The following is a 20,854-nucleotide window of genomic DNA, read 5'->3' as shown; positions in this document are numbered from 1 at the left end:
CGCGTCGCAGCCGAGCGATCGAACATCATCCCGTGATTTGTGTGTGTGATTCGATTCGAGGGAACCCGCAGAGACGGGATCGGTCTGGCTCGTACACTCGGCAGCGCCGGTGTGGCCCTCGCCGTCGCGGCGAGTCCGATCCGATCGATTCACGTCTTGCCGCGCTTGAGGTGCTACGGATGAGCGCTGTCCGAAAAGCCGTTGCAGCGCAGTGACGGTGACAGGAAGCCATCCGCATCTTCCTTGGTGCGGTGTGATTTGACCGTCTCACGCAAGGCACAGATCAACAGGCTTCGAGCGCTCCTGCTCACGGCAACGACGTCGCGCAGGTGGTAGGGGTAGGCCAAAGCCACCGCTGCCATCGGGGCCGGTCGCCATCAGCACCACGGCTGCGATGTCGAGGTGCAGACCTCCAAGCTGCCGGCTGGTTCGTTGTGGCCCTCGGTGTTGGAACGCCGTTGCCGCATCAACGATCGGTTTCATGCGGCGATCTTGGCGCCCTACGTCCACTTGTCAGTCGGTTCCGCCAGTTCCCAAGGGGGCTCCTACGGTGGCAAATTCGAGCAAATCAACTGGGCGAAAAGATGTGCATTGGGCATGGTCGGACGGCTGTTATGTTGGTCACAACATTGCCATACCTAAGTGACCGGTCCGTCGAGTTTGGAGCAAGTGATGTTGAATCCGGCGAAGATGACGCCTGCCCTGAGGCTCTACTATGGCGGCCTTGACGTGGTCGGGCTCGCCCTGGCTGGCAACAACATACGCGAACAGATTGCGCAGGAGCGTTACGTCGACACACTGGATGTCGGTGCGGCAGCCACGTTTTACGCTGTCGATCTGGTAGAAGCCCGAATGAAGGAGGCCGTCTACAAGTGGACGGACCCTGAAACCGGCGAGGCGTCCGACCACGCATTCTATGATGAGTCGATAATTATTCTCAGTCTTGCTGTGTATACCATTCATTCGCTCAATCTGCTCAATGGCATATCCTCTGACGAAGGGGAATTGTTCGAAGACGGGGCCGCGAAGTTTCAAAAGGCAAGCGCCCTGTCCGGAGCGGCCGATTCTGTCGATAATTGGCGGGGACAGGCGTCTGTGGCCTATAGCGATCGGGATCACACGATAGCGACTTTGTCGCGAGAGATGTCTGCGATCGATTTAGCGATGAGAGACGTGCTTCGAAGAGAAGCGCGACAGATCGACTCGACGCGTCGGTTCATGGTTCACCTGGCGTACGGGCTCGCTTGCGCGATGCCGGCAGCCCTTGCGTACTACCACCAGTATCCGGGGCCGATAGGCGAGGTCCTCTCGCGAAGTTTTCAGACCGTATGCGCGGCAGCTGCACTGTCCGCCGTTGGCCCCGCCCTGCATCGAATGAATAGTCAGGCGCGAGAGAACGGGTCCGAGGTAAGTGCGATCACCAGCAGATACGAGGCGGTCCTTTCCGCGATAGAATCCCGCGTTGGCTCGCGGACGGCTAGCCAGTTAAGCCTCGTGTCAAGTTCGCGAGGCCGGGAATTCGGCGCAGGTGCAGTAGTACGCGGTAGCACTGCCGCGGATCCTTCGACCGTAAAAACAGCGTCGGAAATTTGCGGCGTCGCAGAGTCGCGGCGAGCCATGGGCGCGCCCCTGTCGCGCGACAGCGGTCATAGTCCAGACGGCCGGCGTGTAGCAGCACCGACTCTAACTGCGCCCCCCAATGCATGTCTGCCGATTCTTGTCGGTGCTGACCCCGAAATTCGGCAAAAGAATTGCTCAGGCGCGGCAACAGGACAGATCGCTCGCGGCCAAAAGCATGCGCAGCCGGCCAGCTGTGAGGAACTCGACTCCGTGTCGGCCGCCGGCACTGCCAGCACGCAAGGAACGCGTGTCGACGATCCAACGAGTGCGTACGCGGGCGTTCACCCTGCTGCAGCGGATGTGCCAATAAAAGCGCAGTCGACTTCCGCCGTTGCGTAACGGTACGACACTTCGAAATTAGAGACGTTGCGGCTTTACATGCACAACCGAATGGAACGTTGAGACCAATGGATAACTTGGAAGTTGCGCCGACCTACATGGAAAATCTGGCGGCTAATCAGGACGCAAGGGCAGAATTGTTAGAGGCGGCGACTAATGCCGTTCCTATTCATCAGCGGGCTCGTTATGACTATGCCGTGAGCAATTATCCGCATTACGTTCAGCTCTACATTACGCACGGCCTCATCTGTTCGCCGACATATCATGCGGCCGAAAAAGCTGAAATTACCCGCAACTCAGTGGGCATGAAATTGGCCGACGCCGCCGCTCAGCTCTCCAGCAAATTGCGCCTAGCCGCTGCGTCGTATTCGTTCACTGACCAAGAGATGGGCGAGACGTTCAGCGATGTGGTCTGTTCAGACTGATGGGCGAAGCAACGCAGCAGCTACCGGTGGGCAAGCACGAAAAGAGGCGAGACCCCCGTCGGGGCTCTCGCCTCTTTTCGTGTTTGGCCGCTGAGTTAATTCAGCTGAACATCCCACTGACGCCGGACTCCGTGTGAGCCATTGCCTGACCAGCCTCGCTGATCCGCGCCGACAGCGCCTGCAACGCCTCGTTCAGCTCACCAGAGGTCTCGTCCCAACGACGCTGAACCGCCTGGTAGGCCTCCGAACCCGTACCGCCCCAAGCCGCAGCCAGCTTCGTCAACGAACCCTTACCCTCATCGAGAAGGCTCTGGGTGGTCTGAACAGCTGCCTGGATTGAACCCGCCCCGGCCTCGATGCCGGCGAAATTCCACTGCTGTGCTTCAGTCATGTCTACGCTCCGTTTCTTTCTATTACTAAAGGATTTAGAACTTCATCTGCGACGCCAGCGAACCAGCGTGCTCATCGTCAGCCGAGGAGTACTTGATCCCTGCGCTCTGGATGTTGTTGGTGATCTCACTGAGCACCTTGATCTGCGCTTCAGCCTTCTCGTGGTAACGGGCCAACGCGGTCTGCGCCGCAGTACCGGCCGCACCGCGCCACTGGCTCACCAGCTCACTACCGGTCGACTCCACCTGGCCCCGCACCTGCTGAAGCTCCCCGGAGACCCGGTCAAAGTTGCTTGCCTCCGCGCGCAGAGTCGCGGCATCAGTCTTCATCTCTGCCATGTTCGACTACTTTCTCTGATTTTCGCTGATCATGTTCTCGCCAGTACGTGGCGAGCTTCCGGCCCCGGCGGCCGCGAAGTTTATTGCAGGTGCTGCAGGGATTGCTCACCAGTCGTCGTGGTCATCCACACCGTCGTGAGCGGATTCGGTTTCGTCATCGATTCCGGCAAGAGGCGCGGGAGCAGCCATTGCAGGCTTGGAACCGGCGGAGGTTTGTGCCCCGTGGCCCATAGCACCGATAGGTGCTGCGCCGCCTAGCGCCGACGACCCGGCGCCAGCCGCCGGCGCGACCGCCTGGGAAGAATGGTCGAGCAACTGCGTCAGCAGCGCTGTGCGTGAACTTAATCCGCCGGCGCCGGGCAGCGCCTCTGCGTGCATGAGACCCAAGCCCACGCTTGGGCCCGACCCACCCGCCAATGGATGATTCGAAAGCGGACTCGCCCCGAGTAGACCGATCTGAGCGGCTGCCTCCCCGCCCAGATCACCGGGGAGACCGTCACCTGGGTTACTCGCCCCACCACTCTGGCTGGCAAGCGAAGTAATTTGCTGCAACGGTTGCATCAGCTGCTGCATTGGCCCGCTCATCTGCCCTACTTGACTTATCAACTGGCCCGCTTCCTCGAGCGGCACCTCGAGAACGGGCGTGACCGTCGTCTCGGCAGCCTCCGCCATCCCGCCTAGAGCACTCAGCGCTTGAGGGCCGGCTTGTGAAGCAATTTGCGGCAGCGTTCCAACAGTTTCCGTCATGATCTCGCCTACCGCAGGTTGGAGAATGGGTTTCATCGGCGGAAGCGGTTCAAAAGTTGTATTGGCAATAGTCTCGGCCTGGTAAACATCCATGACGGCGGCTGCCTGGTTCCACATGCGGACGAAATAGTCAACCTCGTTGAAGCCGATCGGAACGAGATTGATACCCAAGAAGTTTGTGGCGGAAAGAACCGCGTGCGTGATGTGATTGACAGCGATCTCCGGCAGCGAAGGCGTGATTCCCACTGCCTTCATGTAGGAAGCAGCCTGAGCCGTAGCCTGCACGCCGCGCTGCTGCGCGTGTGCGGCTGAAACCTGCAGCCAAGCAATCATCGGTGTCGCGGCGGCTATCGCGCGGTCGCTTCCAGCCCCAGTCCACGAACCAGCAAGGGCGGCTAGGCTCGCGGCTAGTGCCTCGGCCTGAGTGTCGAGGGCCTTACCCAACGCTTCCCAACCCGCTGCAGCCTGCAGCATGGGCGCTGGGCCTGCCCCAGCCATCAGCCGGGCTGTGTTCAGCTCGGGAGGCATTGCATGCCAAAACACGGTTGCCGACCTCCTTGATTGCGATTTACGTAAGCTTTTGCCGTCGAACAGTCGCGCCAATTATTGAGGAAGGTTTCGCTACCAGAAGTGGTCTCCACCAAATACACAGCCCAGTTCCGGTCGAGTCAGGCGCCGTAGGCTAATACATCTAAGGACCTACGTAGCCTTCTCAAATCGCTTGCGTTCCCTCGTCGTTTGGACGATGAGTTAATCGTAAACCCGTCAGGGAGGTGCTGCTTACACTTCTTTTGGCGGTTCGATGTAGGCGGCTTGGATAACCTCCTTCCCGTCCGGGGCGACCAAAAAGGCCTGGCCAGGGGGCCGGCGTTTAACCTTGAATTCACTGGATGGGAAGTCGGACTTGTCGCCGGAAAGAAACATGGTCGGAGATCCAGCCCCGTATGCGGCGCCGACGAACTTATCCATGGTGGCCTTATATGCCTGGCTCATCTGGCACGTGACGATGATGTGTAGTCCGATATCAGCGGCCGCAGGCAATAAGGGCGCGAGCGGCGCCATCGGCGGCATACCACCAGCGGCACCGACGATCATGTGCCAATCATCGACGAGTAGCACCACATCGAAGCCGCTCCACCACGATCGCGATCTCAGCTGTGATGTGGTCAAGTCAGACGTCGGCAATCGGTTTTTGAGATTGGTGGCCAGCGCCTTGATCGCCTCGTCAAGCGACGTGCTATTCCGGTTGATCGCTCCGGCATCGAGCAAGTGGCTCTCGGGTACCGCATCCAGCAATCCCGATCGATAGTCGGCCAACATGAAACGCACTTGCGACGGACTGTTGCGCGCGCAAATGGCTTGGGCGACCGCATGCGCGATGGTCGTCTTGCCGGACTTAGCGGCCCCGAAGATCAAGAGGTGCGGTGTGGTGTACATGTCGGCGCAGGCCACGGACAGATCGGTCTCGCGAACTCCGATCGGAATCGTCCACCGGGTCCGGTAGTCGGATTCCGGTCCTGGCGGGAGCGGGTCAAGTTCGTGCAGGTGAACGCGCTCGGGCAGCACTCGGACCCGCGGCGCTTGGTCGGTATGAACTGCCGCGATCTGCGCTACCGCGCCACCAATGGCGGAGACCAGGTCGGCGGCGCTGTGCACACCGTCGAACCTGGGCACTCCGATCATTAGGTGGTGCTTTTCGATCGACATCGCGCGTCCGGCGCGATTGGCTGGAATTTCGCGGGTGACTCGGTCGATCTGAGTGTCGTTGACATCACCGAGTCGGAATTCGATCTTTGTGCCGAGATAGTCACGGATCCGCGACTTTAGTTCCGTCCAGCGCGGCGTCGTGATGATGGTGTGCACTCCGAAGGCCAGCCCCTGTGCGGCCAGATTCTGAACTGGCGACTCCAGGTCCGGAAACTCGCTTACGAAAGCTGGCCAGCCGTCAACGATTAGGAACACATCTCCGAATGGATCGCCCGCAACGGGATGGTTGGGGTCCTCGCGCATCTGGCGGTAAGCGGCGATGGAGCCCACGCGATGCTCTTTGAAGGTGTTTTCGCGCTGACGCACTACCGCCTGCATCTCCGCGACCATCCGGTTGACCCGATCGGGCTCCGATCTAGTCGCCACACCTCCGACGTGTGGCAGATCTTCCAGATAGATTAATCCGCCACCGCCCAGGTCTATACAGTAGAACTGAACCTGCCGCGGCGAATGAGTAGCTGCCGCAGACATCACAAGGGTCTGTAGCAGAGTCGACTTCCCGGTCTGTGGCGCGCCACCTATACCAATGTTGCCGCCGGCGCCTGAGAGATCGACACCCCATACCTCCTGGCAGTGCCGGCGCGGTTCATCCATGACTCCCATCGCGAAACGCAGATAGCTGCGATTATCGCGGGCTATCAGGTCGCCCAGGGGCGTCGGATCGGTCAGCGGTGGCAGCCACATTTTGTAAGCCCGCGACTCGCTGGTCGAGAGTTGTCCCAGCACTACCTCGCGTAGGGCCCGAATTTCCGGTTGCGCCGTCATCACGACATCACAGGTTCGACAGTGGGCGACGCGGTGAAGGGACGGATTCGCATAGCGGGGCCCCGAACTTGCGGAGCGGCGCTTCCGTCGCCGTTACTTTCGGCCAGCGTCGCAGGGATGAACGGGCCACCGGTGTAGACGGTGCTGAATTTGACTGGGTCTTCCATACCGACCCGCAGAAACCCCACTCCGCTTTCCTTATTGGTGATGTATTGCGCTTCGGGGGTGCCGATCACCGCCTTAGATTCATGCGAGCTAGTGGTGCGCAGCGCAATCCGATAAGTGAGGTTAGGCTCCAATTTGTCAATCCGAACGCCTGTCTGGAGCGACTGGGTAGCCAGCAGCAGATGTACGCGCAGTGACCGTCCCACGCGGCAGATCCGGTCGAACAAGCCGATGAAGTCGGGGTGGCTTTGTAGCAACTCGGCAAACTCGTCGACAACGACGAACAGGGTTGGCAATGGCGCAAGCTCGGCGCCTCGCTCGCGGTGCTTCTCATACTCAGCCACGCCGGAAAGCGCCCCAGCGGCACCGACCTGTATCCCGGCCTGGCGCAAAACCGACTGCCGGCGGTCGAGTTCGCCGGTCAGCACCTCGCCCATCCGGCTGACGAGTTCGGCCTCCTCAGCCATGTTGGTTACAACGGCGGCGGTATGAGGAAGGTTTTCCATCCCCAAAAAGGTCGAACCGCCTTTGAAGTCGGTAAGCAGCAGGTTGACCTGGTCCGGATGGTGCATTGCAACCAGCGACATGATGAGAGTGCGCAGGAATTCAGATTTTCCTGATCCGGTGGTTCCAATGAGCATGCCGTGCGGCCCTGCCCCAAATTCTGCACCCTCTTTGATGTCGAGGTGCATCACGTCGCCAGTCTTGAGCTCGTGACCAAAAGGGATCCTGAGTCGGTCACGGTCAGTGTCGGTGTACATGCGCCAGCGAGCAGGCACAACCTCCTCGATGCCCTTCGCGCCAACCAGTTGATGCCACTCTGTAGCAACCTTTTTCTGGACACGCGTGGTCCTGTCGAGAATAGTGCCGGTGATCGACCACCCTGCCAATTTCCGCACAATACGGGTCGCTTGTTGTGGCGAAAGATGATCGGTGGTCGCAGTCAGCCGCCGAAACGATTGGCCTGGCAAGCGGTCGTCAGCCGTCCCATCCTCAGCCACCCGAATCCGGTAGTTTGAGCCGCGGTGGTTGCCCAGGGTGATCACCGTGACACCGGCTCTGCCGTCGGGGGGGAAACCCGCCTTCCCGCACGTCAGATCTACCACCACCACGTAGGGCCCGGATGGAACCGAATCGGGTGTATGCGGCCCGCGTGCAGCCAGGTCGCCCAGACTGTCCGGGCCTGTATAGACCATTCGGACACGCCCTGCCTCGTCGGTGTCGGTTGGGTGCTGCACGTGTGGAAGCCATTTCAACCAAGACCAGTCCGAGTCATCGGGGTCTTCGGTGATCACCCGAATTTGCAATAGGTCGGGCGGATGGAATACCGCGAGGTGACAGATGATCGCGGTCAGTAGGCCAGCGGCGCCTGAGGGGTCTCCACCGATGGCAATCGTGGGAAACGTGCGCAGTTGGAGCAGCTTCGGGCAGTCGCGGATGAGTCCGTGCGTGCGGAGAAACTTGACCACCCACATGTGGCTGACCGGCTCCAGGTATGGCTGAGGTGCCGCGCTCGGACCCGCTAAATCACCGCCGACCGTCGGTTTCATGAGTCTGTCAACCGCGGGCTGGTCGCCGATCCCGAGTCGCGTGGCCGCGTAGAAGTCGGCATTGGCCGGCCGGGACCACTGTCTGGAACTACCGACCATCGAGAGCAGATCGTCGGGATGGGGTGCGTGAAAACTGAAGAACGCCACCTGCGCGCTGGCCGAAGACGTAACCCGCGCGCGCAGTCCGGCCAGGTAACGCAGATACTCCTTGCGGTCGGCGTTAATTTCCGGCACTTTTTTCCCGCCGGAGCCGCCACCAGCCATCATGCCCATAGACATGACAATCATCATTAGCGGCATCATCAGCATGTACGGCGATAGCTGCCTGGTGCCGCTCACGATCATGATGGCGACCATGCCGAGCATGCAAACTCCGGAGACGTACGGAAGAGCCTTCTGAATCGCCGACGGTGGGACTTCCACGCCGAGGTCCTCGGGTGGCGTGACACCGATCTCGCCCGGGGCCAAGCGGGGACCACGGATGACGGTGGGGGTGAACTTTTTGGTGGTCATCAATTGCCTCCCGCTGAAACTTTTCGGGGATTGGGGTCGGGGGGAAGCGTGTCGTGCTCGAGCAGCGCGGCCTCTTTCGACAGCACCGGACCATCGACCAGTAGTCGGATGATTTCCCAGGGGGCAAGTTTTGGTGACGCCAAACCCAGCACCGCCGCTGTCTGTGCGTCCGGTAGCCCGTATCGCACACCCTGCGGGTCGACGTAGTACAGAGATTCGCCGTGCCGCGGATCTGGGGATTGCAGCTGCACGTAGTCACCACCAGCTGTGAAAACGGTTGCTGTTCCATCGATTTGTTTGACACCCGTGCTCATCGCTGAGGGTGGTATCGGCAAATGCCGACCCGTCAAAACCCTGACCTTTGGCGCTTGGTCGCCGGCCCTACGTTCCCAAGCCCAGCACAGCGTCGGTTCGTCAACGGGCGACACGAGTTTCATCGGTTGGTCAGGCAGAGGGGACGCGTAATCGCGTTCGGGAATCCTGATGACCAAACTGGATTCCACAGCAGGAGGTTCTACCAGGCCGAATGATTGGGTTGCGCGTAGCGCCATCGCGGTGTTGGCGTTTACGCGCGCGATGCCATCGGGGAGCACGACGTTGTACTGAGGCCCCGAGAGGCCGTGGACTAACAAAACCGACCCAACCACGAGCTCCTGCGGTAGCCCAACCGAGTTGGGGGCGCCCGCCTCTGGTATCGGTGGCAGGCCCCAGGAACCGGCGTCGGGCAACGCATTGAACATGGCTCCGGAGATGGGCGTTGGCTTGGCGGCCGCTGGGATGCCCAGGGCCGAGGTGAGCGCGCGGTCTGCCAGATCGGTGGAGTGACGGCCCGTCGCAGTGACGAACCAGTCCTTGCCCTGATAGGTCACCAGCCGCGCTTCGTTCGGGCGCATCTGATCAATTGCAGAATCGGTGATCAACGGCATAGCCAACACGTCCGTCTGCACGGCCGGTGCCACTGCGTTGGTCTTGGTGACGGTGTCACACAAAGTCCACATGGATGAAGTGCCCGACCTGACGGGAGTGGCATATGGAGCGCCCGGGATGCCGATGGACTGCCCGCGCGGGAAACTGCTCAAATCGCTTGACTTCACCACCGTGGGGTCCGCCTGGGTGCCCAATACCAGCCGCGCCGACGTCAGGTTGTAGACCGGGTGCAACCGCCCGGACACCCGCACGTAGAGCTGGTTAGTGGCTCGGTCGACGAAGAGGTTGCTAGCACCGAGCTTCCCCTGAGGCTTGAAGTAGGCCATCGCAAGCGCACCTACCACCAGCAACACAGACACCGCGACACCGATTGCGACCGAGCGCGTGTAGAACTGCAGCGGATCGTCGAACATCCGGGTGTCGCGCCGCACAATTGCGTGCTCGACTCTGCGAAGCAAAAAGCGCCATCCGCTCACCTGAACTTTGGTAGTAAGGCGCAACCCCATTGCCTACTCGCTCACATTGAGGCGTCTGTGTACCGCAGCGATCGCCTCGGCCATGTCGTCCCCGTTGATCTCGCGGAGTCGATCCTCATCGAGCCCCTCGAAATCGGCGATCCGGGTCAGGCGGATATCGCGGTACTGTTCGCCAGCTTCAACCAACTGGCGGGCGTAGCGCCCGTTGCCCGCTATGTCGAGCGCTGCCTTGCCACGCATGGTCTGCTCACTCAACAACCTGGCCGCCTGAACCAAATTTTCGGACGCATCTCCATTCAATGTCGAATCATTGGCAGTGGCAATGACTTTCGCGATGTCCAGGATCTCCTCCGGAGAGTACGAGTCGAATTCGATCCGAGTGGCAAAACGTGACCGCAGCCCCTCGTTGGTTTCCAGAAGCCGGTCGATGTCGGAGCTATAGCCCGCGATGATCACGACAAGCCGGTCGCGGTCGTTTTCCATACGTGCGAGCAGGGTGTCGAGTGCCTCGGTTCCGAATGGGTCGGCCCGTCCGTCGCGCTGCTGGACCAGCGCATAAGCCTCGTCGATAAATAACACTCCTCCGAGGGCGCGATCGATTGTCTTGGTGGTCTTGACCGCGGACTGCCCCTCGTACTCGGCGACGAGATCCTTGCGCGACGTCTCAATGAGTTTTGGTTCCGCTATGACACCCAGGCCGGCCAGGATATTGGCTACCACCCGTGCGATCGTGGTCTTACCGGTGCCGGGCGGCCCAGTGAAGATCATGTGCTTGCTCGGCTGGGCAACCTTCATGCCGCGGGCGGCACGCACTCTCGCCATCTGAGTTGCGGCCCGATACCGCTCAATCTGGTCTTTTACCCGGGTGAGGCCAATCTGCCGCGCCAGCTCGGCTTCCGCCTCGGCGAGCAACTTTTCCCTGCCTGAAGTGTCGGCAACCACGCTGGACGCATTCCAGGGGTCGGTGCGGGATGCGATTTCTTCGTCGCTGGTGACCACTAAGCGGTACGACGGGTCTCGAAGCGCTGCAGCAACTTTGGGCTCAGGATGAGTGGTCTGCAGCCATTCCAGCAGCGCCACTGCAGCCTCTTCGTTTCCCTGGCTGCGGCGTGTCAGCGCCAGATTCCATGCGATGGCCCGAGCGCATGCCTCGGCTCCCGGCGAATCGTTGGCTTCGGTGAGCCGCCGCTCGGCCTCGGTGAACAAGCCGAGATTCGCCGCAGCGACTCCATGGGCGACGCCAGCGGCGGCGGCTAGGAACTTGTCCGGCCACGCACCAGCACCCCTGACTTCGTCAATCACGTCAGTCCAGCGTTCCGCCGCGCCGTACACGACGGCCTTGACCCACGACAGCAGATGCTCGGCTCCGGCGGCCGGAACGTCCTCAATAGCCTCCATCGCGTCCGCGTAATTGCCATGCGACGCTTCGCTTACCGCGAAGCCCATCGTTATCGCGAGGGGCGAGTTGACGGGGTAGCTGATGTCGCCATACTGGCCGCCGATCGGGACCCGGGCGCCTACGGCGTTCATCGACATCTGGGCAGATCCCGCGAGTTGTCCGAATTGCCGTCGCGAGTACCAGGCCCGAAACAAGGTCGCCCGGTCGGTGTCGCCACAGCGGATGCGTCCGATCCAAGCGTCACAAACCGATTCATCGTAATTCGTTATCTCCGTGAACAACTCCAGAGACCGCGATTCGGATACCGGCAGCATCCCAACCGCGCTTTCGAACAGACCGGCGAGGCGATCAGTCATGGTTGGTCGCGTATCGAGTGGCGAAGACCTCCGCTTGTGCTGCAGCTGCCTGCTCTGGAGACAGCAGGCCGAGATTGCCCTCTAAAAATTCACGCACGGCTCCGGTGTCATCAACTCCCATACTCTGCATGGATTCGGTCAGGGAATCGTTTCCTACCAGCTGGGTGTACTGGCCGGCCAACCCTTTCTGCCGCGCCAGATCGGCGATAACGAGTATCTCGTTGGCAAGCTCTGCTTCGCTCATGCTCGTTACTTTTGGAGATAGGTCGACCTGTTGAATCCTGCCGTCAATGAGGGCAGACACCGACACTGTTTCGGGGGGGTTCGTCACCGTGAAGAGCTCGAGGGCACCTTCTTCGGCCTGCTCATCTGCATCTGCTGTCTGTGCATAGATGGCTTCGTCGAGCTCGGTGTCAACCCCATCGGATCCTTCGGATTCAACAGGCGCGTACGTGCCCAACGCGTCAACGAACGACTCGGATTCGTTGTCGTCCTCGACGGTGAAGTCTAAGGCGGCTGATTCCGAAGAACCATCCTCGTACGAGTCGCCCTCCTTGGTGGCGTAAAAGTCCAATGCGCCGAGATCGTCACGGTCGTCATCGTCATTCAGGCGCTCAGGCATGGCGTCCTTTCATTTCTGCATTGTTCGTCTGGATCTCTTCATCGGTGGGATTCAACGCCGTAGGCGGATTCGGTGGGATCGAACCAAGCGCCCGCTGGTAGAAATTCTAATAGGCCGTCTAGAGCGCGCTGCAGGTTTTCCTGGGTGCCGGGAAGGAAGCTTCCGTACAACTCGCCGCCGACGCGGCGAGGGAGCGACACCAGCCTGCCTTGCGGTGAGTCGAGCACCCCTGCGGCAACATCGGTGCGCGTGTAAGTGCCGCCGGGATGGCGTTGGTTTGCGGTGAGTTCGGCCCAGCCGGTTGGCTCTTGCACGACTTCGGTGTACGTGCGGGCCGAAGCGGCGGAAACGCCGTATTCGGCTAACTGCGCCGCGGTCTTACACCCCGCCAGCTCGGCCGCCAAACCGGTCAGCGGTTCGACATTCGCGGGTTGCGCGGCGCCTAGCACGGCGGTCACCATGCCGGCGAGACCCACCTGCGGCGCCACCAGCTGCAGCACAATTAAGTCACCATCGCGCGCGGCGATTACATGGCGCTCGCCCTGGCGGCACACAGCGAACCGCACCATCTGGCCACCGATGTCGCGCCGCCACCACCTACCCTCCACCGTTCGGTCGGGGCGACTCAGGGTTTCGAGCATCATCGCGACCGTCGGATGGGGTTGGCCATGGACGTTTAACACGCCCTGCGCGGTCAGGTCACGCCGCACCTGATCCCACACACGATCGCGGACTTCTTCTTGCGGGATGTTGTAGCGAATTGCTAGAGACGATGGAAAGTCCACCAGCTGCAACTGGTCTGCGACGACCAACATGCCGTCGACGGTGACCTCCACGCCCACAACGTCATCGACGAGGCGTGTGAAGTTAGAAAATAAGGGTCCTGACATTGTCAATGAACCAGCACCTGTTCGCTGCGGATCCTGGTCCCCTCGCAGACTTCGGCTAACCCGGGAGCACCGATGACCACGCCACGGGTAACCGTGTTCGCAGCATCAGACCACCAACCCGGCTCTGCGGCCATGATCCACACGTCGGCCCGCTCTGTTGTCAGTTGGTTAGGGTGTCGTAGTTCCACAGTCAATTGTGCCACAGCAGGGTCCCGTCAGCTGAATCTTGTTCTACCCATACACTTTTGCGCGCATCCCACCCCAGACCACGCCTAGTCGACGCACCGTCGCGGGAGTCTCCGACTGCAGCTTCACCGCGGCCGTCTCCCATGGCCGCGGGTGAGGCAGAACACAGTTTCTTCCTTCTACTATCGTATCCAGAAACTATATCCTAGTGCTACATTCAATCTAACGGAGAAACCGCGCGGCTCGCAGCCTTCCGCCTAACGCCGCTGAACTAGCAGACAAGGAGAGTGCCATGCAGCCCATGACTTTCGACCCACCGGCTTTCGCCATCGGTTCACGAGTAGTTGACGGCGCTCTTGGAGGGCTGCAGGCTAGCGCGACGGCGGCGACCACGTTCATGTCGACGATGCCCGCGGGAGCCGACGAGGTCTCGCTGCAAGCAGTACTCGCTTTCTCAACCGAGGCCTCTCAGTTTCTCGCATTCAACCAGGTGGCGCAGGAGGAACTGACGCGGACGGGCCAAGCTTTTACCGAGATCGTCCGCATATATTCGGAGGGAGACGCCGCTGCGGCCGGCGCCCTGAACGCTGTCGACGCGCAGTTGGCGGTCGCCTAACCCGCCGCGGCGTCGCGTTATTGCCATCAGACGGCCTGCACGGGCCACGAAGGTCCGGGTTCCATCGCCGTCGCAGGCACTGCGGGAGAGCCCCTCGGTAGGCGGCGCGACGCTTCCCAGCGGCTTGGTGCTCGTTCCTAGTTGCAGTGAGATCGGCTGGAATCTCGTGGCTGGGGACCTCGGGCGGGCAGGCCTGGGTCCCGCCGTGGATCAGCCACCGGACATCCGTGAACCACTACGGATCGCAACACCGGCGCTATCAGGCCGCCGTAAAAACTGTCAACTGATCTCGCCTCAGGCGCTAAAGTAATAACTGTCGTCCGAAGTGGCGTTTCATTATTCCATCAATCGACCTTAAGAATAGCTAGTTAAATTACGGAGAGGCGGCCCCCATGGTTGCAATGGCAGTTGGCGCCGGAGTAATCGGAAGCTTGGTGAGCTTAGGTCGAGAATTTGCGGGTCTAGGATTGGACGCGTCTGGCGACGGCAGCCGCGAGTACAGCAGTCAATATATCGCCGCTATGAGTAGCAGCATAGGTGGTTCTGCGGTCGCCGGCGGACTTGCGGCAAGCCTGCTCCCCCTTAAACCTAGGGACATATTAAAAGCGCGGCTTGACAACGACATCGTCTCGCACCGGAAGGGGCTCGAAGAGATAAGCCCGACAATTGACAGCAGGCTAAAAAGAGACGAAATAAGGGACCAGGCCACCACTCGCCAGACTTTGAAAGATAAGATCGCGGCGACTGAGGCCCTCAAACAGGGGGCGCAGGATTACACCCCGGCCGAATCCAGCGCGATCCTATTCTTGCTTGCGATCGTCGAGTCCTTAGAGCCTGCCCTTGGCATCGAAATGCCCTGCGAGGGCGACGACCTAAACGTAGGGTCTGACCGATTTTCCGCGCTGTGCCGGCAGCTAGACTCAGCCTTTCCCAACGACGGATGGGAAGGCAGTGCTTCTCAGGCATATCGATCCCATAACGCGGTCCTCCGCAACAGCGCACGGGCGATGACAGAACTAGATCACGCGCTCGCAGACATTGTCAAAGACCAGGCCGATTGGAATACCCTCATACGTTTGGGATGGGGACTGCTGAAAGGCCTGCTTGTCGAAGCATTTGCCTGCGAATTGGTAATTTACTTCACACCGGACCCACTCGGCGCGCGAAAATTCTCAATCGTGGTTTGCACGATTGGCATCGGCATCGTTCTGAGCATGATTGGCACCCTCTGCTACTTCTCACACGCAAATGCGAAAAAAGCGAGTGCTTTACACGTTGAGTACGAAGAAATGGCGACAATTTCCAGCGCTAAAAACCTTTTGTCGCAGGGTGAGCGGGTAGGTGTAGTGGGATCTACGGTTTCTCACGTGGCCTTAACGTTTAACACAGCGCCGGAAACGCCGGAGCCGAACCGGCCGGCCAGTCGTCGTCTTAGCGCTGATGGTGCGTCGGACTGGGGCACCCCCGAACAGCATTCATCCATCGAGCCAACTTCGGCTCAAGTGGGTGGATCACCACCGCCTTTCCAGCCCAGGCAGACCTCGCCGCAAATCGCTACGACGATCGACCCGGGCCGAGCGTGTGCACTCCCCGCGGACCACGAAACCCCCACATCGAGCGGCACCAAGCGCGCAGGGACCAGTTCGCCGTCACATCGCAACGAATCGGCAATCCCCGATGCGGTTAACGCCACGCACGATTCGGCCGCGACGGCCATCCCGCACCGCCTTGTCGCCGCGCGCGCATATCTCGCACCGGGACATGACTCCCACCTGTGATCTGAAGGTCTAGTGCTGACCCGGTGGTGGCCAGCCAGCAACAGCGATTAGGTGCACGGAATCCCCGACCCGGGCGATCCACGGCCGCGGCCCGGCGCAGCCGTCGTCGCATCGACAACGAGTATCGAATGATCCGCCGTCCAGTTCAAGTCAGCTGTTGCCCACCGGGTTCTTGTGTTCTCGACGGGGGCGCACCGTCGGCGAAATCGGTGCCGATGGCCAGCTTCGGGCGATGTTACGCTTTGGCGAAGCATGTAACGGGTGCGGTGTCCTGCCGAAGGACGTTGATCTCCCTAGCTTTTGATGGGATGCACGTCGACCCCGTCACGACCGCCGAGGCGGGGCGTATCCGCGAGCTTGAAAGGTAAGTTGCCCGAACCTCGGGGAAATCGACCACAGCGCAGGGATTTTCGCGGCCCTGAACGCAGGTTTCGCCCCATTTGTTGCCAGCCTCGACATCTGTAGCGACAACGCGCTTAGTACCGAAGGAGAGAAGTGTCTGGAAAGGAACCCCGATTGACGGATGCTGAAGCAGTCGCGACGGCCGCGGACCACCGAGCTGATCCGCCAGGGGCTGAAGTTTTGTCTGCGACGGTCAATCCGGCGTCGTTGCGCGTGGGACGGCCTACCGCGAGTCGCAAAGGCAACGGCAAAAGTCCGGTTTCCACGGTGCGGCTGCCGCAGCTTGTTCGCGATGAGTTGAAGGCTCGTGCGGATGCTGCCGGTTGGTCACCTTCGGAACTGATGCGGCGAGCGGTGATTGAGTATTTCGAGAATCATCCAGTTGCGTCGCTCTGAGCGCGTGCGCGTTTTGACGTCGCTTGCTTACCACCCGAGTGCCGCACCAAACAGGTATTGGGTCTGCTGCACGAATAGATGACATCTTGACCTGACCTACCTGTTGGGTTCCACGTTCCGTGACCAGCTGATGGCAGTGAGGGTGTTGCTGGTGGTCAGTTCGTGTTCGACGGGGTGCGGTAGCTCAGCGCGGAGTGGCGGCGTCGGCGGTTGTGGAAGATTTCGAGGTTGTCGAAGATCGCGTTGGCCAGCTCGACGCGGGTCTTCCTCTTCTGGCGATCGAGCAGCTCGATCTGCATCGAAAGACCAGAAGCTCTGGAGAGCCGCTCAGCAGTACAGTCACCCTTCGCGAGTGCGGTGTTGGGTGATGTCGTTGCCCCACAGACTATTTGGTGGGTCAAGTCATCTGGGTTGGCTTACCACGTTGGGACCGGCGGGCAGGAAACCAGCCTAACGCAAGTCGCGACTAGGCTCACAGTTCGCAGAACCCGGACTCCATTTCACCGACCGTGTGGGCAGTGTCAGATGTTGGGCTGCACCGAGTCCGCACTCCGGGGTTCGGCATCAGCCCTGGCCGAGTCAACGGGCGCCCGCTCACCCTTCGCTACCCGCGGATCCTGCTGAGCATCGCCGACGCCATCGAGAACATCCGCGTCGGGACTCGCACCCGCGCCCCGCCAACGAGCGCCACTCTGCGCTCCCGCCGCACCATCGCGGCCCCGGTCGGCGACGGCACCCCGCTGCCGGCTCACCGTTGCCTGATCCGCAGAGGCCGCCCGCGAAGCAGTCCGCCCCGACACGTGTCCCACGTCCTGCGCGACTGGGCCAACCTGCGTCGTCGAGCCCCAAGCGGCCAGTATCGGTCCCTGCAGAGCGGCACCTGAGGATTGGCCACCCTCCTGCACGGCGCCGAGGGCAAGCGAGCGCTGCTCGGCACGACCGCCAGCCTCCACCGCATCCGACGAACCACCAGGCACCGCCGCCGAATCCGACACCGCCGCCGCCGCGCTCTGCTGTGCCACCGAAGCGGATGCCACCAGCACCGCCGCCCCTGAGTGATACTTGCCGGCAAGGTCGTCGACTCTATTCGCGCGGGTCTGGGAGTGGTCACCGAGGAACAACACCAAGCCGATTGCCGCGGCAATACCCGACGACGCCGCCGCACGAGCAAAACTATTCGCCGCTGCGACGCCCGCCGAAATAGTCAGAGCTGCTGCTATGAGAGCCGCGGCGGCAAGCAGATCCTTGTCTACACCAAAACCCAATCGGACGTGAGTGACCGTGTCGGCGTGATCCTGCACCTGCGCAGCCAACTTCTCGTCCAGATCAGCCATCTGTGCCGCGAGATCACGCAACACCGTATTCGACTTGTCATAGGACTGTGACGCCAACCCCTGCCAGCGGTCGTCGGGAAACGCTGAACCCAGTCCGCCGTACAAAGCGGTGAATTCATCAGCACCTACTCTGAACTCATCCCCGGAATAGGGTATCGTAACCCCACAAAACTGCTCGAGCATTTCAACGACTGTGATAGCCCACAAAATGATATTGAGCGGCCCCGACAACCCCATCGCCTTCAGGTCCGCAATTGCGTCTTCTTTCTGATGGGGTAAAAGATTCTTGCCATACTTCTTGATTCCGGCTTTCCGCCCGTACCGCGCTCCTGCAAGGATTGTTGCAGTAGTCCCCGATCCACCGATATTGGTCATGCTGGCCGCGGCATACTCGCCAGCAAATCTTGGGTCGGACCCACCGCTTACTTGTGGGGCTATACAGCCCAGGGCGAATAAAATCCGGCCCGCGTCGGCAAGAAGCGGCATGGTGACATCCTCACGCCAATAGTACGTGGTCTGGTGGCAATAGCAGGTGTAGAGATTCAGGCTAACACCGCTGCAGAAGAGCATTCCGCACCAAATCATGTGCGGTGGCGCTCATCAAGCGACCAACCTTTGACCGGAGGTCAAGCCGGTGGCGGGGCGCTCGCCCGTTCTCGCTGCCCTCGCCCGTGTCGGCTTCGACGGCATTTGCCTGCCCTACCCACGACTCACCCCGGGGCGCTGCGGGCCCGGGCGCCGAGGCAGCAAATCCACCTTTAGCGCTCAAGGGAGTCAGTGCGCCCGTCGGTGTGAGCGCCTCGGGTGCGGTGGCCCGCAATGTCCAGGCACCGTCTGGTGCGGCCAGCATGGAAGGTGCACCCGTTGCGGGGAATGGGGGCGGCGCCGGGGACACCAGGCTGGTAATGATCCACGAGTCCACGCGATTGGCGGCGCCGGTGGGGGTGGGTACTGGTGGGGGACGGTGACCAGGGCCCGCCGCCGCGGCGGCGGCTACCCGGAGTGCGTCGGTGGACGACTCCGCCGTGATGCCGTGCGAACGCGCCAGATGCGTGGCCAGGTACAGATAGGTCCCTCCGCACTCGTGGCACAGCAGCCGGCCGTCGTCGGTGACTGTGAGCTCACCGTAGCGGCCGTGGCCGTCTGGGTCGCCGATCCTCATGTCCAGCCCCCCTTTCAGATACAAAACGGATGACCCCGAACGGGCGGTTGGGCTGAGCACGCCCCAAAGCTCAGTCCGAGCAGAATCGTCGACACCACATCGTCGGCTCTTGGCATGGACTCGTCGGAAATCGGCATTAGAAGCTCAAGGTGTTTAGCACTCGATATTAGTGCACGGTGGGCAGTTCCGGCGATGTTACGGTGAGTGTTCGGCCGTGTGCGCCCACAATCCGTGATCTCGAATGGGGTTTTCTGATGTCGTTGCTTGCTGATGCTGGCCGCGTGTTGTTCGCGTTGGGCAACGTGGGTTCACAGTTCGGCCACCTGGGCTCGGACCCAAAATTCTCCGATGCATACATCGCGGCATGTGGCACCAACACAGGAATCTTCGCTACCGCACCGGTAGGTTACTTGGCCCGCCGCTATGCGGAGAAGTCCGCGCGTGACATTGCGCACACCTTTATTGATGAGCCAGTGTTTCAGAGGGACTTTTTTGCCGGCACTCCTAAAGCCGAGTTTGTGGACGAGATAAAAGAATTCAGGCGAAACTCAGTTGAAATTATCCTGTGGACCATTAGCGTCGTCGACGCGTGCAGCACTGCGTGGGGTTTCCTGATTCCTGCTGAGGGTGACGAGTTCACGGCCGGCGCTGCACAGTTCACCGCGTTGTCCGCTGAATTGGGTTCAGCGGTTCCAGATGACCGTTGGCAGGGCGCAGGGGCGCATGCATATGAGTTGTCGGACAGGGCTCTTCAGAAGCAGGCGGAAGCCATAGCTGCACTTGACGTGAAGCTGGCGGCCCTGATGCAAGCTCAGGCCCAGGAGGTCACCCAGAAGCGTCTGGCCCTCGGAATACTCAAGGATGTGCTGGTCGCGGCGATTCCTATTGCCGCAGCCCTCGAATGCGCCGCCAACATTGCTCCGGGCCGCTGGTTCGCAGTTACCGCGTCTCTTCTCAGTGCGGGTGCGGTGATGTCGCTTGCGTGGGTTTCCGTTAATGCGTCGACCAGCACAGGGCATGACGCCGACAAACTCACAGAGGAGTACGGCACATCTGCACGGGTGGTGACACCGGTTTCGGGTGGTGTTGGAGCGGTAGCGCAGTCGGTGGTTGCGGGCTCGGGTGATGTGCGCGGCGGTGCGGTGGATGGGGCTGTGGCCAGCGGCAAGGCTGGAATGGTGCAACCGTCGGTGGTGGATGGGGTGAGCGCGAGCGGTGACGGGTCTGGTCAGGACATCATTACTGGGGGCTCGGCGGTGGCCCAGCCGGCCGGGGTGCAGGCAGGGATCGTCGGGCAGCGAGGTGCCGGACACGGAAGCCGCGTCCCAGCGGCACCCGATGGTCGGCGGAGGGTAGCGGGATCGGAAGCCCAGCAGGCGCGGCTCATGGATGTCGACGGCGCCTACGAGGACGCGGTGTTAGCGGGTGGGCAGCGCGCCCCCATCGGAGCAGTCACCAAGCAGACGCGGACCTCCCCTGAGTACGGGGCGGCGCAGCGCCCACCGCTGGTCGCAGCGGTGTAGCAGGGGCTCATCTCCGGGGCCAACCTTGTCTGCGACAGAGGCCAGAGTTCCGGCGCAGCCACCCTCATTCTCCTGCTCCGACAACCGGTTTCGGCGATGCAAGCACGGTCGGCCCGGCCTGGCCTGCGCCGCGCAGGTACAGCTCCCACGCTTTCAGCGGAGGTAGCC

At 61.2% G+C, this 20,854-nt stretch carries 16 protein-coding genes and 1 pseudogene; 5 read left to right on the top strand and 12 right to left on the bottom strand.

Translation table 11 applies throughout. The features are described 5' to 3' along the window. Positions 1 to 642: 642 nt before the first annotated feature. On the top strand, positions 643 to 1,959 hold the full coding sequence (locus tag ACZY1I_RS24760) for an EspA/EspE family type VII secretion system effector (protein ID WP_463758544.1): 1,317 nt from the start codon (positions 643 to 645) through the stop codon (positions 1,957 to 1,959). A 68-nt stretch (positions 1,960 to 2,027) separates the two neighbouring features. Then, on the top strand, positions 2,028 to 2,384 hold the full coding sequence (locus ACZY1I_RS24755) for a type VII secretion target (protein WP_463758542.1): 357 nt from the start codon (positions 2,028 to 2,030) through the stop codon (positions 2,382 to 2,384). A 100-nt stretch (positions 2,385 to 2,484) separates the two neighbouring features. Here the strand turns inward: ACZY1I_RS24755 and ACZY1I_RS24750 are convergent, their stop codons facing one another. The 9 genes from ACZY1I_RS24750 to ACZY1I_RS24710 form a co-directional block, all read right to left on the bottom strand. Beyond that, positions 2,485 to 2,775 (bottom strand): WXG100 family type VII secretion target, encoded by a 291-nt coding sequence (locus ACZY1I_RS24750; RefSeq protein ID WP_463758539.1) that lies wholly within the window; start codon positions 2,773 to 2,775, stop codon positions 2,485 to 2,487. 34 nt (positions 2,776 to 2,809) lie between these two features. Then, positions 2,810 to 3,112 (bottom strand): WXG100 family type VII secretion target, encoded by a 303-nt coding sequence (locus ACZY1I_RS24745; RefSeq protein WP_463758536.1) that lies wholly within the window; start codon positions 3,110 to 3,112, stop codon positions 2,810 to 2,812. A gap of 105 nt (positions 3,113 to 3,217) precedes the next feature. After that, positions 3,218 to 4,387 (bottom strand): PPE family protein, encoded by a 1,170-nt coding sequence (locus tag ACZY1I_RS24740; RefSeq protein ID WP_463758584.1) that lies wholly within the window; start codon positions 4,385 to 4,387, stop codon positions 3,218 to 3,220. 252 nt (positions 4,388 to 4,639) lie between these two features. Continuing rightward, positions 4,640 to 6,391, bottom strand: coding sequence for a type VII secretion protein EccCb (gene eccCb, locus ACZY1I_RS24735; RefSeq protein ID WP_463758533.1), 1,752 nt, complete (start codon positions 6,389 to 6,391; stop codon positions 4,640 to 4,642). After that, positions 6,391 to 8,619: a type VII secretion protein EccCa gene (gene eccCa / locus ACZY1I_RS24730; protein ID WP_463758530.1), complete on the bottom strand. Its 2,229-nt coding sequence runs from the start codon at positions 8,617 to 8,619 to the stop codon at positions 6,391 to 6,393. The genes eccCb and eccCa overlap by 1 nt, the downstream gene beginning before the upstream one ends. After that, positions 8,619 to 10,052: a type VII secretion protein EccB gene (eccB, locus tag ACZY1I_RS24725; RefSeq protein ID WP_463758526.1), complete on the bottom strand. Its 1,434-nt coding sequence runs from the start codon at positions 10,050 to 10,052 to the stop codon at positions 8,619 to 8,621. The genes eccCa and eccB overlap by 1 nt, the downstream gene beginning before the upstream one ends. Before the next feature lie 3 nt (positions 10,053 to 10,055). After that, a complete protein-coding gene (gene eccA / locus ACZY1I_RS24720; RefSeq protein ID WP_463758524.1) occupies positions 10,056 to 11,777 on the bottom strand; it encodes a type VII secretion AAA-ATPase EccA in 1,722 nt (573 codons plus the stop codon). Beyond that, positions 11,770 to 12,399: a hypothetical protein gene (locus ACZY1I_RS24715; RefSeq protein ID WP_463758521.1), complete on the bottom strand. Its 630-nt coding sequence runs from the start codon at positions 12,397 to 12,399 to the stop codon at positions 11,770 to 11,772. The genes eccA and ACZY1I_RS24715 overlap by 8 nt, the downstream gene beginning before the upstream one ends. 38 nt (positions 12,400 to 12,437) lie before the next feature. Beyond that, positions 12,438 to 13,289 (bottom strand): ESX secretion-associated protein EspG, encoded by an 852-nt coding sequence (locus ACZY1I_RS24710; RefSeq protein ID WP_463758519.1) that lies wholly within the window; start codon positions 13,287 to 13,289, stop codon positions 12,438 to 12,440. 478 nt (positions 13,290 to 13,767) lie between these two features. Here ACZY1I_RS24710 and ACZY1I_RS24705 point away from each other — a divergent pair, with 478 nt between their 5' ends. Then, positions 13,768 to 14,091, top strand: a complete 324-nt coding sequence (locus tag ACZY1I_RS24705) for a PE family protein (RefSeq protein WP_463758514.1) — start codon at positions 13,768 to 13,770, stop codon at positions 14,089 to 14,091. A gap of 521 nt (positions 14,092 to 14,612) precedes the next feature. Then, positions 14,613 to 15,869 (top strand): EspA/EspE family type VII secretion system effector, encoded by a 1,257-nt coding sequence (locus ACZY1I_RS24700; RefSeq protein WP_463758510.1) that lies wholly within the window; start codon positions 14,613 to 14,615, stop codon positions 15,867 to 15,869. 953 nt (positions 15,870 to 16,822) lie between these two features. Here the strand turns inward: ACZY1I_RS24700 and ACZY1I_RS24695 are convergent. The 3 genes and pseudogenes from ACZY1I_RS24695 to ACZY1I_RS24685 all read right to left on the bottom strand — a co-directional run. Next, positions 16,823 to 16,994: pseudogene (locus ACZY1I_RS24695) on the bottom strand (IS3-like element ISAar24 family transposase); the annotation flags it as partial. 194 nt (positions 16,995 to 17,188) lie between these two features. Next, complete coding sequence (locus tag ACZY1I_RS24690; protein ID WP_463758507.1) at positions 17,189 to 18,184, bottom strand: EspA/EspE family type VII secretion system effector; 996 nt, start codon at positions 18,182 to 18,184, stop codon at positions 17,189 to 17,191. 364 nt (positions 18,185 to 18,548) lie between these two features. After that, positions 18,549 to 19,163 carry a hypothetical protein gene (locus tag ACZY1I_RS24685; RefSeq protein ID WP_463758504.1) on the bottom strand — a complete coding sequence of 205 codons (615 nt, stop codon included), beginning with the start codon at positions 19,161 to 19,163 and terminating at the stop codon, positions 18,549 to 18,551. A gap of 254 nt (positions 19,164 to 19,417) precedes the next feature. On the opposite strand from ACZY1I_RS24685, the gene ACZY1I_RS24680 reads away from it, so the two are divergent. Beyond that, positions 19,418 to 20,686: an EspA/EspE family type VII secretion system effector gene (locus tag ACZY1I_RS24680; protein ID WP_463758501.1), complete on the top strand. Its 1,269-nt coding sequence runs from the start codon at positions 19,418 to 19,420 to the stop codon at positions 20,684 to 20,686. The last annotated feature ends 168 nt before the right edge of the window (positions 20,687 to 20,854 follow it).

The sequence above is a fragment of the Mycobacterium sp. IDUB_37 genome, from assembly GCF_055419245.1.
The sequence above is the reverse complement of the archived record's forward strand: the minus strand, read 5'-3'. Positions and strand labels throughout refer to the sequence as shown.